This is a genomic window from Streptomyces sp. NBC_01351, from assembly GCF_036237315.1.
GTDB lineage: Bacteria > Actinomycetota > Actinomycetes > Streptomycetales > Streptomycetaceae > Streptomyces.
Genome location: NZ_CP108356.1, coordinates 1,117,871 through 1,133,796, shown reverse-complemented (window position 1 = coordinate 1,133,796; position 15,926 = coordinate 1,117,871). Strand labels below are relative to the sequence as shown.

General features: G+C 71.6%; 14 protein-coding genes. 7 read left to right on the top strand and 7 right to left on the bottom strand.

The genetic code is table 11. From position 1 onward, the window contains the following. Nucleotides 1-28: 28 nt before the first annotated feature. Nucleotides 29-781, bottom strand: coding sequence for an AfsR/SARP family transcriptional regulator (locus tag OG625_RS05260; protein WP_329376902.1), 753 nt, complete (start codon nt 779-781; stop codon nt 29-31). A gap of 403 nt (nt 782-1,184) precedes the next feature. Between OG625_RS05260 and OG625_RS05255 the strand changes: the two genes are divergently transcribed. From OG625_RS05255 to OG625_RS05235, 5 genes are all read left to right on the top strand, one after another. Then, complete coding sequence (locus tag OG625_RS05255) at nt 1,185-1,451, top strand: StsA-related sactipeptide RiPP (RefSeq protein WP_329376901.1); 267 nt, start codon at nt 1,185-1,187, stop codon at nt 1,449-1,451. A gap of 75 nt (nt 1,452-1,526) precedes the next feature. Then, entirely contained in the window at nt 1,527-3,020 is a 1,494-nt protein-coding gene (gene stsB, locus OG625_RS05250) for a StsB family radical SAM/SPASM domain sactipeptide maturase (RefSeq protein ID WP_329376900.1), read from the top strand. After that, complete coding sequence (locus OG625_RS05245; RefSeq protein ID WP_329376899.1) at nt 3,001-3,300, top strand: PqqD family protein; 300 nt, start codon at nt 3,001-3,003, stop codon at nt 3,298-3,300. Before stsB ends, OG625_RS05245 begins: the two co-directional genes overlap by 20 nt. Further along, complete coding sequence (locus tag OG625_RS05240) at nt 3,297-4,736, top strand: NAD(P)/FAD-dependent oxidoreductase (protein ID WP_329376898.1); 1,440 nt, start codon at nt 3,297-3,299, stop codon at nt 4,734-4,736. The genes OG625_RS05245 and OG625_RS05240 overlap by 4 nt, the downstream gene beginning before the upstream one ends. Beyond that, a complete protein-coding gene (locus tag OG625_RS05235) occupies nt 4,726-6,597 on the top strand; it encodes a S9 family peptidase (protein WP_329376897.1) in 1,872 nt (623 codons plus the stop codon). Before OG625_RS05240 ends, OG625_RS05235 begins: the two co-directional genes overlap by 11 nt. 39 nt (nt 6,598-6,636) lie before the next feature. On the opposite strand, the gene OG625_RS05230 is transcribed toward OG625_RS05235, so the two are convergent. The 6 genes from OG625_RS05230 to OG625_RS05205 all read right to left on the bottom strand — a co-directional run bounded on the left by OG625_RS05230 (nt 6,637) and on the right by OG625_RS05205 (nt 13,978). Beyond that, nucleotides 6,637-7,926 (bottom strand): helix-turn-helix domain-containing protein, encoded by a 1,290-nt coding sequence (locus tag OG625_RS05230; protein WP_329376896.1) that lies wholly within the window; start codon nt 7,924-7,926, stop codon nt 6,637-6,639. An 81-nt stretch (nt 7,927-8,007) separates the two neighbouring features. Further along, nucleotides 8,008-8,646: a GAF domain-containing protein gene (locus OG625_RS05225; protein ID WP_329376895.1), complete on the bottom strand. Its 639-nt coding sequence runs from the start codon at nt 8,644-8,646 to the stop codon at nt 8,008-8,010. Then, nucleotides 8,643-9,515 carry a S8 family serine peptidase gene (locus tag OG625_RS05220; RefSeq protein ID WP_329376894.1) on the bottom strand — a complete coding sequence of 291 codons (873 nt, stop codon included), beginning with the start codon at nt 9,513-9,515 and terminating at the stop codon, nt 8,643-8,645. Before OG625_RS05220 ends, OG625_RS05225 begins: the two co-directional genes overlap by 4 nt. Beyond that, on the bottom strand, nt 9,506-12,502 hold the full coding sequence (locus OG625_RS05215) for an adenylate/guanylate cyclase domain-containing protein (RefSeq protein WP_329376893.1): 2,997 nt from the start codon (nt 12,500-12,502) through the stop codon (nt 9,506-9,508). Before OG625_RS05215 ends, OG625_RS05220 begins: the two co-directional genes overlap by 10 nt. Nucleotides 12,503-12,509: 7 nt before the next feature. After that, on the bottom strand, nt 12,510-12,959 hold the full coding sequence (locus OG625_RS05210; RefSeq protein ID WP_329376892.1) for an aroma-sacti cluster domain-containing protein: 450 nt from the start codon (nt 12,957-12,959) through the stop codon (nt 12,510-12,512). Nucleotides 12,960-12,994: 35 nt separating this feature from the next. After that, nucleotides 12,995-13,978: a hypothetical protein gene (locus tag OG625_RS05205; protein ID WP_329376891.1), complete on the bottom strand. Its 984-nt coding sequence runs from the start codon at nt 13,976-13,978 to the stop codon at nt 12,995-12,997. Nucleotides 13,979-14,155: 177 nt separating this feature from the next. On the opposite strand from OG625_RS05205, the gene OG625_RS05200 reads away from it, so the two are divergent. Further along, nucleotides 14,156-15,097 carry an ABC transporter ATP-binding protein gene (locus tag OG625_RS05200; protein ID WP_329376890.1) on the top strand — a complete coding sequence of 314 codons (942 nt, stop codon included), beginning with the start codon at nt 14,156-14,158 and terminating at the stop codon, nt 15,095-15,097. A gap of 4 nt (nt 15,098-15,101) precedes the next feature. Then, on the top strand, nt 15,102-15,911 hold the full coding sequence (locus OG625_RS05195; protein ID WP_329376889.1) for an ABC transporter permease: 810 nt from the start codon (nt 15,102-15,104) through the stop codon (nt 15,909-15,911). The last annotated feature ends 15 nt before the right edge of the window (nt 15,912-15,926 follow it).

Genomic DNA, 15,926 nt, shown 5'->3' with positions numbered 1-15,926 from the left:
ACTCCACCACGGTTTCACGTCCGCGAGGTCAGTACTCCACCGCCAGGGCGAGCTGCCGGTCGCGGTCCTGCTTGAGCAGCTGCGGGATCGCGCCGCTCGGGGCCACGCCCAGCTCGGAGAAGAGCAGCTCGCGGTAGTGGCGGTAGCGGCGGTGTGCGTCGGCGACTTCGCCGGCGTACAGGCACGATTGGACCGCTATGCGCCGGGGGCCCTCCCGCAGGGGGTCGGCCTGGGCCGCGGCGTCCGCCAGTTCGAGCACCGTGGAGTGCTGCCGGCGCTGCAGGAACGTCTCGGCAAGCCGCTCCAGCGTCTGGACGCGCTGCAACTTCCACTTCTCCTGGAACGGCACGAGCCAGTCGTGGTCCCAGCCGTACAGCAGGGGGTGCCGCAACACGCTCCACGCGTGGGGCAACCAGTCGCCGCCGACCGCGGCTCCACCGGCTCCCGACACGGCCGCGATCAGTCGTGCGGCCGTTCTGTAGTCCACGTCCACGTGCTCGGCGAGGGAGATGGTGGTGTGCGTGGTCTGTAACAGCCCCCCGGACGTGGCCTGGTTCAACCGCCACAGAGTTTGGCGTAATCGGGCCCCTGCCCGAGCCGGCGGCACGTCGGGCCACAGTCGCGAAGCCAGGTCGCCGCGCCGCATCGGGCGTTCGCTGAGCACCAGAGCCGCGACGAGCCGCTGCTGGATGTCGCTCAGGTCCGCGACCCGCTGATCCGTGCGGCAGACGAAGCCTGGCAGCAGCGATATGTGCACGATGCCGGAGCCTGTGGGGTTCATCGCACCTCTCGGGTCGTCCGGCGGACCGCTGGCCGCCGACTGGGCGTGGCATTGATCTCCGGTGCTGACGTCCACGGTCGCTTCACATGAGCTTCACAAGAGCTGTGGTATGAGCGTGAGGCACGGCATGGAGATCGTCAACACCCCCGCGTGGCCGGTTCCCGATGCCCTGATCCGGTGTCTGAAGGGGTGCCCGGGGCGGTGCTGACACGGGGCCCGACCCGTTGCCTCGTGCGTCGCCCGGAGCACCTCCGCAAGCGCCGCCGCGAGGGCCGTCGCTCGCGCGCGTATGGCCCGGCCATGCCTCGGGCACAACCCACATTCGTGGGGTTGTTTCACTGAACCGCCACGCGCAGTCTCGGTTGCGTCCCCGTACCGATCGTGACAGCGAAGGGTTGGAATCATGAGCTTCAACTCCCTGGAGTCTCTCCGCGCCGCCGGCGTTATCGGCGGCACGATGGCGCCCGCACTCGAGGAGTTCTACGCCAGCCTGACCCCTGAGGAGACCCACGTCCTCATCTCGACCAAGAACCGCCTTGCGGCGATCCTTCCCGACGTGGTGGCGCACTCCCAGGAGTGGTCCTCGCCCGAGGCCACCAAGGAGGGCTTCGACGCCGCGATGCTGTGTGCCTGCGGCCTCTGGTCCGGCTCCGGCGAGGCGGCCCAGTAGTACGACAGTCCACAGGCGGGGCCCGGCGGTCGTTCGCGTCGGGCCGCGCCTGTGCCAGCCCAGAGAGGAGGCGCGATGCGTGGGAATCTGGTCCGGAACCTGTCGTTGTTCGATGTGCCGAAAGACCTGACGTACTTTGTGCACGACGAGGACCACCTCGTCGTCAACCCGGAAGTGGCCTCCCGGTGCGTCCTCACGGGACGGGAGTTCCGGGTCCTCCAGGCCCTGGCCGCGGCCCGTGTCCGCGGGGAGGAACCGGCGCTGGAGCAGGACGCCGAGACGGAACGCGTCCTCGCCAAGCTCATCCTGAACTGGATCGTCTACTTCAACGGCAACAAGCCCAAGGTCCGGCTCGGCGAACCGCCCCTGCGCATCGCGTACTACGCCATCACAGACGGCTGCAACCTGCGCTGCCCCTACTGCTACGCGTCGTCCGAAAAGTGCCTCCCGGGCGAGCTCGACACCGCCGAATCGCTGGACCTGGTCTCGCAGATCGCCGAGTTCGGCAGCGAGACCATCGTGTTCACCGGCGGTGAGCCGATGCTCCGCAAGGACCTGTTCCGGATCGTCGAGCACGCCAACAGCAGCGGCCTGAAGTCGAACGTGATCACCAACGCGACGATGATCCGCAGCGAGGCGACGGCGAAACGGTTCGCCGAGCTGTTCAACATGGTCACGGTGAGCCTCGACGGAGGCACGGCCGAGACGCACGACCGCACCCGCGGCAAGGGCGCGTTCGCCAAGACCCACCGGGCGATCCAGCTGCTCAACGCCGCCGGCGTGACGCCGGCCATCAACCACATCGTCACCTCGGACAACGTCGACGAGCTGGAGGACTTCGCGTCGTTCCTCGACGGCATCGAGATCCACAGCGTCCGTCTGATGAACCACAACGACCTGGGCCGCGGCGTGGGAGACGAGTACGACTTCGGCTGGCAGGACCACCTGCGGGTGCAGCAGCTCGTCTGGACCTCGCCCGTCGCGGGCAAGTTCAAGCCGGACGGGCCGAGGCCGGTCACCCCGTGCTCGGTCAAGGGCAACTGCGGCATGGGCGGCAACGAGATCTACATCAACTCCCTCGGTGACATGTACCCGTGCAAGCTCGTCACCGGAAAGGGCGAGTACGCCGGCAACATCAGGAAGCAGCGGCTGTCCGAGATGTTCGCCGGTCCGGTGCTGAGCGCCATGCGCAAGAGCACCGTGTACGGCGGGGAGTTCCACGCCGACTGCGAGAAGTGCTACATCAAGGCCAACTGCGGCGGCGGTTGCCGGGCCGCGCACATGTCGGAGTCCGGGGACCTGCGGCGCAACAGCCGCCACCTGTGCCGGATCCTGCGGCACGGCATCACCACGCAGCTGTGGCAGGAAGTCGGGGTGACCCGCGCGGAGCTGGCCCTCAAGGACCTGGAGATGACGGTCCCCCGGATGGTCGCCACCGACGAGGTGCACGCCGTCCACGAGCAGTGGAAGACCTACGTCCGCACGCCCGAGCCCGCGATCAAGGTCGGCGAACTCATTCCCATCATGCCGGTGAACAGGAGGCTGGGCGATGTCCCTGCATGTCAGTGACGCGGTCATCTGGCAGGAGAGCGGAGACGGCGTCTCGCTCTACCACACCGAGTCCGGCGAGTTCCGTACGCTGAACTCGACCGCCGCCCAGATCTGGGCGCTCGTCGAGGAGGACGGTGACCGGGAGACGGTCATCAAGCAACTGTCCCTGCTCTTCGCGGGACACAACGCCGTCATGACCGCGCGCATCCGTGCGGAAGTGGACGCGTTCATCACCTCCATGGTCGAGGCCGATCTGCTCCAGGAGACGGAAGCGGACCGGCCGGCCGCACGGCCGTGACCAAGGCCGTCGTCCTCGGCGGTGGCTTCGCGGGCATCCTGGTGGCCCACGTGCTGTCCGGGCACGTCGACGAGGTCACCGTGATCGAGGGCGGCCGCTACCCGGCGGGCCCGGACGTCCGCCCCGGGCTGCCCCAGGCGTTCCACAGCCACGTGCTCGTGACCGCGGGCGCCGAGGCCCTGGAAACGCTGCTCCCGGGAACACTGGAGGCGCTGCTCGACCGGGGGGCCCACCGGCGGGGCCTCCCGGACGGGGCGCTGATCCTGAGCGCCGACGGCTGGTTCCCCCGCCACGAGACCGGCGCCTTCCTGGTCTCGTGCAGCCGGTGGCTCATGGACCACGTCATCCGGCAGCGGGCGCTGGCCGACGGCGCGGTGACGGTACGGGAGCACACCCGGGTCCTGGGGCTCGCCGGGGACGCGTCGCGGGTGACGGGTGTCGTGGTCGCCGGCGAGGACGGTGTCCGCGAAACCCTCCGCGCCGACCTCGTGGTGGACGCGACGGGACGACGGTCGAGGGCCCCGCGGTGGCTGGCCGCGATGGGTGGGCCCGGCGTCGAGGAAGAGGTCGTCGACTCGGGGCTGGCGTACTCCACCCGGATCTACCGGGCGCCCTCCGGCCTCGCCGCCGGGATGCCGGCGCTCATGCTGCACCCGCGCCCCACGAGCGGAGGCCCGCCGGGGCACGGCGCGACACTGTTCCCGATCGAGGACGACCGCTGGACCGTCACCCTGACCGGCACGCGGGACGCCACACCGCCGACCGACGCGGACGGATTCACCGACTGCGTCAAGTCGTTGAGCTCACCGGTCGTGGCGGAGCTCCTGGCCGCGGCCGAACCCCTCGGGGGAGTACGGCCGTACCGGGTCACCGCGAACCGCAGGAGGTTCTTCGAGCGAGGGCCCCGGCCGGCCGGCTTCCTCGTGGTCGGCGACGCGCTGACGGCGGTCAACCCGGTCTACTCGCACGGCATGTCGGTCGCGTTGCTCGGCGCCGTACGACTGGACCGCGAACTGGCACGGCACGGCGCCGACCCCGACGTCCTCCCCGCACTCCAGGCCGCCGTGGCGGAAGAGGCGGACAGGTCGTGGCGGATGGCGACCGAGCAGGACCGGCCGCGGGCCGCACCGGCGGGCCCGGTGTCCGCCGTCGGGCAGCGGGTGCGGGTGGGGGCGGGGGCGCGGGTGGGGGCGCGGGCCAGGATGTCCGGGGCTGTGCTCACCAGTCCGGCGCTGATGACACAGTTCTTCCGCTCCCAGACGCTGGTCCCGCCGGCGGCCGCCGCGGACCCGTGCCTCCCGCGGGAGTTGCCCGCCGACCCGAAACCGCCGCTCGACACCGACGAGGCGGTCGCGCAGTTCCCCCGGCTCGCCGCGTGGTGGTTCGCGGGGCACCGACGTCAGCAACCCACCCGGGAAGAGAGCCGTGACGACTGAAGCCGCAGAGCCGATCCCGCACTCCGTACTGTTCGGCAACCCGTCCTACCTCGTGCCCGAGATCTCGCCGGACGGCACCCGCCTGCTCTACCTGGCCCCGGACGACGGGGTGTTGAACGTATGGACGGCGCCGGTGGACCGGCCGGACGAGGCGACGGTAGTGACGCACGACCGGGGGCGCGGCATCCGCACGTACGGCCTCTGCCACGACGACCGCACCCTGTTCTACCTGCGCGACGACAACGGCGACGAGAGCCGGCGGCTGTACCTCGTCGACCTCGTCTCCGGCGAGGAGCGCTGCGCCACGCCGTTCGACGGGGTCCAGGCACGCGTACTGGCGCACAACCGGTGGCACCCGGCCACCGTGCTGATCGGCCTGAACAAGGACCGGCCGGCCCTGCACGACGTCTACAGCCTGGACCTGCCGACGGGCCGGCTCACCAAGGTCGCGGAGAACCCCGGCTACCTGAGCTGGATCATCGACACCGACCTGCGGGTCCGCGGGGGCACCACCATGAAGCCCGACGGCGGTACGACGGTGTTCCTGGGCCCGCCGGATGCGCCGGATGCGCCGGACGGGCCGGACGGCGGTGGTGCGCCGCCGTGGCTCGACGTGCCCTACGAGGACGCGATGGGCACGCGCGTCATCGGCTTCGCGCGCGACGGCGCCACCTGCTACCTGCTGTCCTCCATCGGGGCCAACAGCAGCCGCCTCTTCGAGGTCGAGATCGCGACCGGGACCCGCACCCTGCTCGCCGAGGATCCGGTCCACGACGTCAGGCAGGTCGAGCTGGACCCGGTGACGCGCAGGCCGCAAGCGGCGCTGTTCGCCAAGGACCGCGACGAATGGGTCTTCCTCGACGAGGACTTCGGCAAGGACCTCGGGCGGATCCGCGGCGAGCTCGCGCTCCTGGAGATCGACGGCGAGATCCACCTCGACCGCACCGACCGATCCGGGCGGCTGTGGACCGTCTCGGTGGTGACCGGAGCCGGTCCCGTCCTCTACTACCTCTACGACCGCGCGGACGGAAGCCTGCGCCACCTCTTCAGCCACCAGCCGGAGCTGGAGCGCTACCGGCTGGCCCGGATGGAGCCCTTCGCGTTCTCCGCGCGCGACGGCGTCACGGTGCACGGCTACGTGACCTGGCCGCCCGGCGTCGAGCGGCGGGGCCTGCCGGCGGTGGTCAACGTGCACGGCGGGCCCTGGGCCCGGCACACGTTCGCCTTCGACGAGGAGGCGCAGCTGATCGCCAACCGCGGTTACGCGTGCGTCCAGGTCAACTTCCGGGGTTCGACGGGCTACGGCAAGCACTTCCGCAACCTGGGCGCCAAACAGTGGGGCGCCGCGATGCAGACCGATCTGCTCGACGCGCTCGGCCACCTCGTCGCGGACGGGAGCGTCGACCCCTCCCGGGTCGCGATCATGGGCTGCTCGTACGGCGGGTACGCCGCGCTGGTCGGGGCGGCGTTCACACCGGACGTCTTCACCTGTGCGATAGCCCTGTGCGCGCCGTCGAACCTGCTGACGATGCTGGCGGCCGGGGCACCCACCCGCACTCCGCTGCAGGCGTTCATGCACGCCAACGTCGGGGATCCGGAAACCGAGCGCGACATGCTGTGGGAGCGGTCCCCGCTGTCGCGGGCCGCGGACATCCGCATCCCGGTCCTGGTGGTCCAGGGCGCGAACGACGTCCGGGTGCCCCGCGCGGAGGCCGAGCAGATCGTCGCGGCACTGGCGGCCAACGGGCTCGCGCACGAGTACCTGCTGTTTCCCGACGAGGGCCACGGCCTGGCACGGCCCGGCAACCGGCAGACCTACTACGCCGCCGTCGAACGGTTCCTCGCCGCGCACCTGGCGTGACGCGCCCGGCGCGGTGGGGGCGGGGGCCTCGCTGCCGGGTCACTGCCGGGTCAAGGCCGCCCGCAGCAGGTTCGGCAGGTGCAGGCGCGTCTCCGCCTCCTCGTGGGACGCCCGTACGAGGCCACGGCCCATCAGCGGGCCGAGATCGTCCACCACCTGGTTCAGCGGCCGGTCCAGGGCCTCGGCGGCCTCGCCGAGCGTCGGCGCCCGGTCGAACCCGGCCAGCTCGTGGAGGATCGCGCGGCGGGCGGTGTCCAGGTGCTCGAAGCCGGACCGGATCAGGCCGCCGACCGTCTCGGGATCCCCTGCGGACCGGGTCGCCACCGGCAGATCGAGGAGGTCCCGCGCCGGGGTGTCCGCGAGCTGCCGCAGACCCAGCACGCCGGACCGGGCGGCCGCCGCCTCCAGCGCGACGGGCAGACCGTCCAGCCTCCGGCACAGCCGCGCCACCGCCCCGGCATCGGCCCGGCAGAGGGTGAACCCCGGCCGGACCTCCGAGAGCCGGTCCACGAGCAGCCGCACCGACGGCACACCGGTCAGGACGTCGAGGGACCCCGTCGCGTCCCACTCCGGCCCCGGCGTGGCCAGCGGCGGGACCACGGTCCCCTGGACACCCGGGACGTGCCACGGCGCCCGCGACGTGCTGACCACCCGGATGCCCGGACAGTACGCCAGCAACTCCTCCACGCCGACCGGGCCCCGCGCGTCGGCGACCCCGTCGAGCACCAGCAGCACCTCGTGCCGGCCGATGAGCCGGCAGACCGTGGACACGTCCTCCGCGCCCGATTCCACGAGCAGCCGCAGCGACTTCAGCAGGGAGCCCATCACCGTGCCGTGACCGTCGAGGTCCACCGTGCCCGTCCCGATCCACAGCACCGGCCACCCCCGGCGCGAGCTCAGCCGGACCGCCACCTCCGCGGCCACCCGCGACTTGCCCGCCCCCGGCAGCCCGGACAGGGAGATCATGCGGCGGTGGTCCGACGCCAGGGCGCCCACCATCGCCCGCACCTCGACGTCCCGCCCGAGCAGGGCGTTCACGGAGCGGGGCACCGTGAGGCAGGGCTCGGCCCCGGCCGGCCCCTGACGCTGGCTGCCCAGGCCCGCGCTGACGAACAGCTCCCGCGGCATCCCCTCCAGCCGCAAGGCGTCCGCGAGCAGCCGGACCGTCTGCATCCGCGCGTTCACCCGGCCCGATTCCAGGGCGCGGATCGTCCGCGGGCTGATCGTCGACAGGTCGGCGAGCGTCCGCTGGGTGAGCCCGGCCTGGACCCGCTTGTGGCGGAGCAGTTCGGGGAACGACGGCGCCTCGACCTCGGCTCTGTTGACCATGCGCGGGAGCGTAGGCGGGCCCCGTTCCGTCAGCGTCTCCGCTCCGTCGCCGCCACGTCTGCCGGCCGTCTCCGCCTGCGGTCAGCCCGACTTCGACGCGGGGTGCGCACGCCGGTCCAGCAGGTCCAGCGAGATGCTCAGCAGCGAGACGGCCAGCGGGTCGGACGAGTTCATGACCGCGTGCTCCGACAGCCGCGCCACCAGATCGCCGATGCGCGGCGCCGCGCTCGCCGCCTGCTCGCTCCGCCGCAGCAGCGCCAGGCTCAACGCGGCCTGCGTGGCGAGCAGACCCAGCAGTTCGATGTCGTCGAGTTCCCGGCCAGGGGCGTTCGCGTCGTGGGTGTGGCGGTCCAGCACCTCGATCACGCCGATGCACTCCCCGTCCGCGATGAGCGGGGCGGCCATGATGCTCGCGGGCACGTACCCGGTGGAGGCCGCGGCGTCTCCCGCGAACTGGTCGGTCCCCGCCACGTTGTCCGTGATCAGGGGCTGGCCGCTGGCCGCCACCCAGCCGGCGATGCCGGTGCCGGGCTCGAAGCGCTTGCCGACCAGGCCCTCCTCGCCCTCGCCCGCGACCGCGGCGAAGACCAGCTCCCCGGTGTCGGGACTCACCATGAACACCGACGAGGCGGCGGCTCCGTAGATGTACCGGGCCACCGAGACGACCGACTGCAGCAGTTGACGTTCGGTGGCCATGAGATCGTGCGACCAGGGCTTCATTCTCCGCCTCCTTGGACCGATACGTTCGCGGCGCAGTGATACAGGACGCTCTTGAGCTGGAACGGCGTGAGCCACGGGTGCTTGCTCAGGATCAGCGCCGCGATGCCCGCCATGTGCGGCGCCGCGAAGCTGTTGCCGGTGTTGCGGACGGTGCCCCCGCCCGGTCCCGCCACCGGTACGCGGACCCCGCGGGCGCGGAACTCGACCGGTGGCGCGGCGTTGTAGTAGAAGCGCATGCCGTCCGGCTCGGCATGGCTGGCGACCGAGATCACCGAGGCGAAGTTCCACGGGAAGCTCTCGATGGGCAGGTTGTGCGCCGCCGCCACCACGGTCGTCCGGCGGAAGTAGGCCCGGTCGCACAGTTCGCCCAGCCGGTCGCGGAACTCGACCCTGTTCGTCGACAGGCTCATGCTGATGACGTCGAACCCCTCCTCGATCGCGAACGAGAGACCGGCGATCAGCGCGGAGGCGCTGCCGGACCGTCCGTCGCCGAGGACCTTGAGCGAACTGAGCGAGACCCGCGGCGCGATGCCGCGGATGATCCCCGCGCACGCGGTCCCGTGTCCGGCACTGTCGAGCGGCTCGCACTCCTCCACGCGCGGCGCCCCGCCCTCGGTGCTCACCACGCGCCACGCCTGCTCGACCGCGCCGACCAGCGGATGGGACGCGTCGACGCCGCTGTCCAGCACACAGACGCGTACGCCCTCGCCGCTCGCGCCCTCCCAGGCCCAGCGGGAGTCGATCCCTTCGAACAGGGCCGTCGGCATGGGCTCGCCGGGACCACCGTCGGCCGGCATGCTCCACGCGGGCATCCCGGACGAGTGCGGCAGCCGTTCGCGCCGCCAGGGCGCGACGCCGTTCACATCCATTCCCGCACCGCCTCCAGAGGCTTCGTGGCGCCGACCGCGCCGTACGCGGCGACGGCCAGCCCGGCCATGACCCGGGCACCGGACGGGTCGCCCAGACAGCGGTCGGCCCGGGCCAGGTCGAAGAAGACCTCGCCGCGCAGACACGGGTCGTCGATGTCGTCCAGCAAGGCCAGCACCTCGGCGCGCATCGGGTCGGCCCGGCCCTCCTCGGCGGCGATCAGCACGGCGGCCGCCACGCACAGGATCCGCCCCCGTACGTCCATCTCGTCGCGCCGTACGAGGAGCCGCGCGATCCGGCCGGCGGCGTCGCCCGCCCCACCGGCCTCCCGGCGGCCCGTCCCGCCGCCCGCTCCGTCCCGCAGGGCGCACTCGCGGGCCGCCTGCACCCGCATGGTGAGCGCGACCGGGATGTAGCCGGCCTGGGCGAGCGCGTCGGCCGCACTGTGGAAGCGCCGCTCGGCCTCCTCGTGCTCGCCGTCGAGGGAGGCGGCCAGCCCGGCCACCTGATCGACCAGGACACCGCCCATGGTCAGCCGCAGTTGCTCGACGACGGATTCCGCCTCGGCCAGCGCCGCGCGCGCACCGATCCGGTCCCCGGTCAGCGCCAGGCAGCGGGCCCGGGCCGCCAGCGCCGGCAGCACCAGGAACCGGTCGGCGGCGAACCGTTCGAGGAGCTCGGCGCAGCCCGACAGCTTCTCCGCCATCGGGGTCGGCGACCACTGCCGGATCTCGCAAAGGGCCACCAGGAGGCGGTCCTCCTCGTACGCGTCGCCGATGACCCGGGCGTGTTCGAGCGCGGCGCACGCCGCTTCCTCGGCCGCACCGAACCGGCCCCGGTCCAGATGGAGCAGCATCCGCAACTGTTCGAACCGGCACCAGGCGAACCGGTCGGGCCCTCCCGCATCGCGTTCGTCGCCGTCCAGTTCGGCCCGCAGCTTCTCGACGTGGGCCGTGGTGACCTTCCCGAGCCGCGCCGCCAGCAGGTACCGCTGGACCTGGCAGGGGCGCTGCCCCTCGCCGTCCGGGCCCTGCCGGGCACCGTCCGCGGCCACGTCCAGCGCCTCCCGGGTGTCCCCGGAGAGCATGAGGGCGTCGCTGAGCCGGATGGCCGCGACCGACCGGCACCGGTCGGGCCCGTTCGGCGCCAGCATGAGCGCCCGTTCGAGCAGCCCGATCGCGGTGGGCACGTCACGCTGCCGGAGCGCCACGGTCCCCTCGGCCAGCAGCGCCTCGGCCGCCCGCCGGGCCAGCAGGGGCAGCTCCGCGTCGTCCGGGCGGATCCCGCCGAGCAGCCGCGTGGCCGCCTCCAGGTGGAAGCCGGGGTTGAAGCCCCGCTCGGCCAGGCGCCGGTGCCACGTGATGCGCTGCTCCTTCTCCAGCCGGCCGTACGCCACCTCGTGCACCGGCTGCTGCACGAAGCGGTAGCCGCCCTCCTCCGCCGTCGACTGGAACAGCCGCCGTGCCGCGAGGGCCTCGACGTTGGCCGCCGGCACCTCCTCGCCCAGCAGGGCGAGCTGCTCCAGGGTGAAGGCCGGACCGATCACCGAGGCCGCGCCCAGCAGCCGCCGGGCGGGCGTGGGCAGCCGGTCGATCATCGCGCCGACCATGGCCGTGATCGTCGGCGGCACTTCGTCGAGGGTCCGGCCGTCCCTCAGCCAGTCCATCATCAGCCGGATGTACAGGGGGTTGCCCGCGCTGTACACGGCGACCCGGTCGACCACGTCGAGGTCGTGCAGTTCCACCTCGTCGCCGCTGCTGCGTCCCGCCAGCGACATCGCCAGCCGCGCGCTGTCGATCGGCACCAGCGCGCCGACGTCGATCACGTCGTCGTCCAGGAAAGGGGAGCCGTCGGGCCCCAGCAGCTCCGGCCGGGACACACAGACCATCAGCAGCGGGATGTCCGGGAGGCCGCCCTTCAGCTCGTCGATGAGCCGCAGCAGCGACTGTCCCGCCCACGCGAGGTTGTCCCACACCACGACGAGCGGGCCGACGGCCGCGGCGGTGAGCAGCTCGCGCGTGGCCCAGGACACCTCCTCCACACCCGGCCCCGGGACGGATTCGGCGAGGCGGGAGAGCGAGGCGTCGCGCAGACTGCCGAGCACCCCGGCGATCCGGGGGTCCGAGCGGAGCAACTCGGCGCCGGCCGGCGACTGTCGCGTCAGCGCGTCCAGGACTTCGACGAGCACCGCGTGGTTCCCGTTCGTCCCGTACGACGCACAGCTGCCGAACACGGCGATGGGCCCCGCCCCGGCCGCGACCAGGTCCGCCACGGCCTCCCTGACCAGGCGGGTCTTGCCGATGCCGGGCGGCCCGAGCACGGTCACCAGCTCCGGCCGCCGATCGCGCGCCACCCGGTGGTAGATCTGCCGCAGCCGGTGGCGTTCGGCCCGGCGGTCCACCATGGGCGAGCCGTCGCCACCCCCGTCGACGCCGTGGCCGGCGGCCTCGCCGGTCACCACCAGTACGGGAACGGGCTCGGCCTTGCCCTTCAGCGTGACCGGCAGCACCGGGGCCATGGTGAAGTGCGGGCGGGCCAGGTGCGCCACGGTCTCGTTGACGATGATCTCCCCGGCGACCGCCACCGACTGCAGGCGCGCGGCCAGGTTCACCACGTCGCCGACGACCCGGATGCCGGCCCGCGCCGAACGCGTCACCAGGGCCTCGCCGGCCGCGATCCCGCAATGGACCTCGACCGGCGCCGCGTCGGCGGCCGGCGTGCGCAGGTCGCGGACCTCGGCGCGGATGTGCGTGGCCGCCCGCAGGGCCCGCAGGGCGTCGTCCTCCTGGGAGGTGTCCGCGCCGAAGACCGCCATGACGGCGTCGCCGATGAACTTCTCCACCACCCCGCCGTGTTCCTCCACCGCGGTCGAGCAGACCTCGTAGTACTGGTCGAGGAGCTGCTGCAGCGGCTCCGGATCGACGCGCTCGGCGAGCCGCGTCCATCCGACGAGGTCGAGGAAGAGGACGACCACCAGTCTGCGGCTCATGCCCGGCTCAGAGCAGCTTCAGGTTGTGTGCCCACACCTCGGCGTCCGACCCGGCGTCCGCCTGGTTCAGCCGGTGCTGGACCGATACGACGACCGCGGTCTCGTCCTCGGTCAGACGGGCCAGCACGTCGCGCTGCGCGGCACTCAACTGGTCGACGGGAAGCCCCGCTTCGCGCAAGGCGGTCAGAGGGTCGAACACGTCACTCACCTCTTTCACGGGGCCGCACGGAGGCGGCCAGATACCGATCGGCAGGATCCGGTGGACGTAGCAGTACGCCACCAGCTCGGCTCTGTTCCTGCAGTTGAACCGGTCGAGGAGCACGCTGATCTCCTCGCCCACGGTGTGTCTGCTCAGGCGCAGCGCACGGGCCACGCGGTCGGTCGTGTGACCCCGCGCCACCATGGCCACGAGCACCAGGCCCCGGGTGGAGATCTCGGGGCCCCGTATCGCCGTCATCAATGCGAGCTCCTCACGACGTCCTCACCACGTACTCACGACGCACTCCGTACGAACAACTCACGGACCATGACGGCGGCCATGAACGAGACGCCGTGCCAGCGCGCCTTGCGTTCGAACCAGAGCCAGTCGCCGTCCGGATTCGCCTCCAGGAACACCGGTTCCCCGGTGTCGGACACGAGCAGGTCGAAGGCCCCGTACCGCAGGTCCCACGCGGCGCACAGGGTGCGCACCGCGTCGGCCGCGGGCCGCGGGCAGTCGACCCGCGTCACCGTGACACTGTCGGGATCCGTCATCGGGCTCGACGGATCGGGCTTGCGGACCTCGAAAGCGCAGATCCCGCCGTCGAGGTGGTAGACGCGCAGCTCCCGGGCGTGAGCCACGTACTCCTGAACGACCACCGGACGCCCATCGGCCGCCGTCGCGACCGCGGCCGGGGAGGTGGACGAGGCGGCCGCGGCGCCGACCGAGGGCAGGCACGCCGGCCAGTTGCGCCGATCCGGCTCGAACAGCCGGAAGTCCGGCGTCTTGACCATGACCGTCGGCGCGCCCACCTCGCGCGCACCCGCCGGTACGTCATTGGTGATCACCGTCCGGGGGATCCTCACGCCCAGCCGGTGGGCCTGCGCCAACTGGCCGGGCCCGACGACCGTGCCGCCGGGCAGCGCGGAGGACGCCGTCGCCGCCACCTGCCGGAGGAACCCGGACCACGACTCCGCCTGCAACGGAGTCACCGAGCCCGCCGGCCGCGCCTGCGCCAGCAACGCGCACGCCGATCCGTGGCGCACCCACACCACGGCGGGCCTGACCCGGCGCCCGGCGATGTCCAGCAGGCCTGTGTCCACGTCCAGCGCCATGGGCGTGGACGGGATGTCGCCCTGCCGGATCAGTACCGTCGGAGTTTCCAGCGGTCCCGTCAACGCATTGCGAACGATCTCCAATTCGGGGCCGCCCGCGCAATTCACGAGAACCACGACGGGCATTCCGTCCTGGTCTTCCGCATTTCCCGAACGGCTCATGCTGCGAATGCTAGCCAACGGGGCGGCAGGCGGGGCGGCAGAACGGAGGCAGTTCCAAGGCAGCTTGGAGAGCTGCCGCTTCGTACAGCCCGACAGGCGTAACGTCCCACCCGCAGCGACTCGTTCGACATTCCTGATTCCTGAAGAACCATCAAGCGGATTGTGGAGGGAGGGATCGTGGCGAATGATGTGGTGAACGCCGAAGACTTGATCAAGCGTTACCGCGGAAAAGAGACGCCGGCTGTCGACGGTATCTCATTCGACATCGCCAAAGGCGAGACCATCGGGCTGCTGGGACCCAACGGTGCCGGAAAGACGACCCTGATGAAGATGATCTGCGGCGTCACCCCTCCCACCACGGGGAAGATCAGGGTCTTCGGCGCGGACCCGAGCCGCGACCCGGTGGCCGCCAAGACCGGCATCGGCGCGATGCACCAGTCCGCCCCGTACGACGAGATGCTGTCGGCCCTGGACAACCTGCAGATCGCCACGCGGTTCAAGGGCCTGTCCTGGCGCACCACCAGCCCCTGGGCGATGGAGGTCGCCGAGTACCTCGGCCTGAAGGACGCCCTGTCGCGGCTCGTCTTCCAGCTGTCCGGGGGGCAGCGTCAGCGCCTGCAGCTCGTACGGGCGCTCCTCAGCATTCCCGAACTCCTCATCCTCGACGAGCCGTCGGCCGGACTGGACGTGGCCGGCCGGCACCAGATCGAGCGGTTCGTGCGGTGGCTCCGCGAGGAGAACGGCATGACGGTGATCTGGACCAGCCACATCATCGAGGAACTGGAGCGCAACGCCCAACGCGTCCTGGTCATCAACAAGGGCAAGGTGGTCCGCTTCGCCCAACCCAGCGAACTCGTGCGGGAGTTCGGCGGCGCACACCTGATGGTGAAGGTGGACGACGCGGTCGCGGCCAAGGTCGTCAAGGAGTGGGCGACCGCCGCCGGGCTGACCGCGAGCGCCCAGGACACCGAGGTGCGCATAGACGACGCGCAGGTCAGGGACGTGCTGCCGCAGCTGTCACGGCACTGCCACGAATCCGGCGTCGCGATCTCGGGAATCTCCACCGTCACCGACTCGTTGGAGCAGGTCTTCCTGCGCATGACCGGGAACGAGGGCTGACGCCGTGACCGAGCTGGACTTCAAGACCAAGGCACCGGTCGGGACGGGTAAGCCGGCCGACTTCACCGCCGTGTTCTACCGCGAGTACGCGCTCCTCGCCCGCAACCGGGTCAACCTCATCCTCGGCCTGACCCCCATGCTCGTGTACTTGCTGCTGGTGAACACCTCGCTCGGCAACGTCGTCGGGAACATCACCTACCGGGGCGAAAGCCTGCCGTTCTCGGTGTTCCTCCTCCCCATGGTGCTCGCGATGTCGGTGGTCAGCGCGTCGGGGACGACGGGCATGGCGATGTTCCAGGAGGAGATGAGCGGGGTGTCGACCCAGCTGTGGAGCTGGCCGCTCCGCAGATCGCGCTTCCTGGCCGGCAAGCTCCTGGCCGGAGTCTCGCTGGTCCTGGCCCAGAGCGTGCTGGCCCTGATCGTCGCCGCGATCATCTTCGACTACCCCTTCCACGCCTCCCACTGGGTATGGCTGCTGGTGGCGCTGGTGCTGTCGTCGGCGGCGTTCAACGGCCTGTACCTCGCGGCGGCGGTCCTCATCAGCGACTACCGCACCTTCATGGTGCTCACCAGCGTGTCGATGCCCGTCCTCGTCTTCGCCGCGCCGTCGCTGTCCCCGGCGGAGCAGCTCCCCACCGTGCTCCGATGGATCTCGACGGTGAACCCGGTGTCGTACGCGGTCAACGGGATGCGCGACGCCGCGATCTTCGGCCTGGAGAAGGCGTGGCCCTCCCTGCTGATCCTGGCCGCCGTCGCCCTCGTCGCCAACTTCGTCGCCGGCCGCGCGCTGTTGCGGCGTACCCGGAACCTCTGACCCGCAGGGAGTCCC

Excerpts from the sequence above, each read along its gene's own strand:
- OG625_RS05260 (WP_329376902.1), bottom strand. The coding sequence starts at position 781 with ATGAACCCCACAGGCTCCGGCATCGTGCACATATCGCTGCTGCCAGGC.
- OG625_RS05255 (WP_329376901.1), top strand. The coding sequence starts at position 1,185 with ATGAGCTTCAACTCCCTGGAGTCTCTCCGCGCCGCCGGCGTTATCGGC.
- stsB (WP_329376900.1), top strand. The coding sequence starts at position 1,527 with ATGCGTGGGAATCTGGTCCGGAACCTGTCGTTGTTCGATGTGCCGAAA.
- OG625_RS05245 (WP_329376899.1), top strand. The coding sequence starts at position 3,001 with ATGTCCCTGCATGTCAGTGACGCGGTCATCTGGCAGGAGAGCGGAGAC.
- OG625_RS05230 (WP_329376896.1), bottom strand. The coding sequence starts at position 7,926 with ATGGTCAACAGAGCCGAGGTCGAGGCGCCGTCGTTCCCCGAACTGCTC.
- OG625_RS05225 (WP_329376895.1), bottom strand. The coding sequence starts at position 8,646 with ATGAAGCCCTGGTCGCACGATCTCATGGCCACCGAACGTCAACTGCTG.
- OG625_RS05220 (WP_329376894.1), bottom strand. The coding sequence starts at position 9,515 with ATGGATGTGAACGGCGTCGCGCCCTGGCGGCGCGAACGGCTGCCGCAC.
- OG625_RS05215 (WP_329376893.1), bottom strand. The coding sequence starts at position 12,502 with ATGAGCCGCAGACTGGTGGTCGTCCTCTTCCTCGACCTCGTCGGATGG.
- OG625_RS05210 (WP_329376892.1), bottom strand. The coding sequence starts at position 12,959 with ATGACGGCGATACGGGGCCCCGAGATCTCCACCCGGGGCCTGGTGCTC.
- OG625_RS05205 (WP_329376891.1), bottom strand. The coding sequence starts at position 13,978 with ATGAGCCGTTCGGGAAATGCGGAAGACCAGGACGGAATGCCCGTCGTG.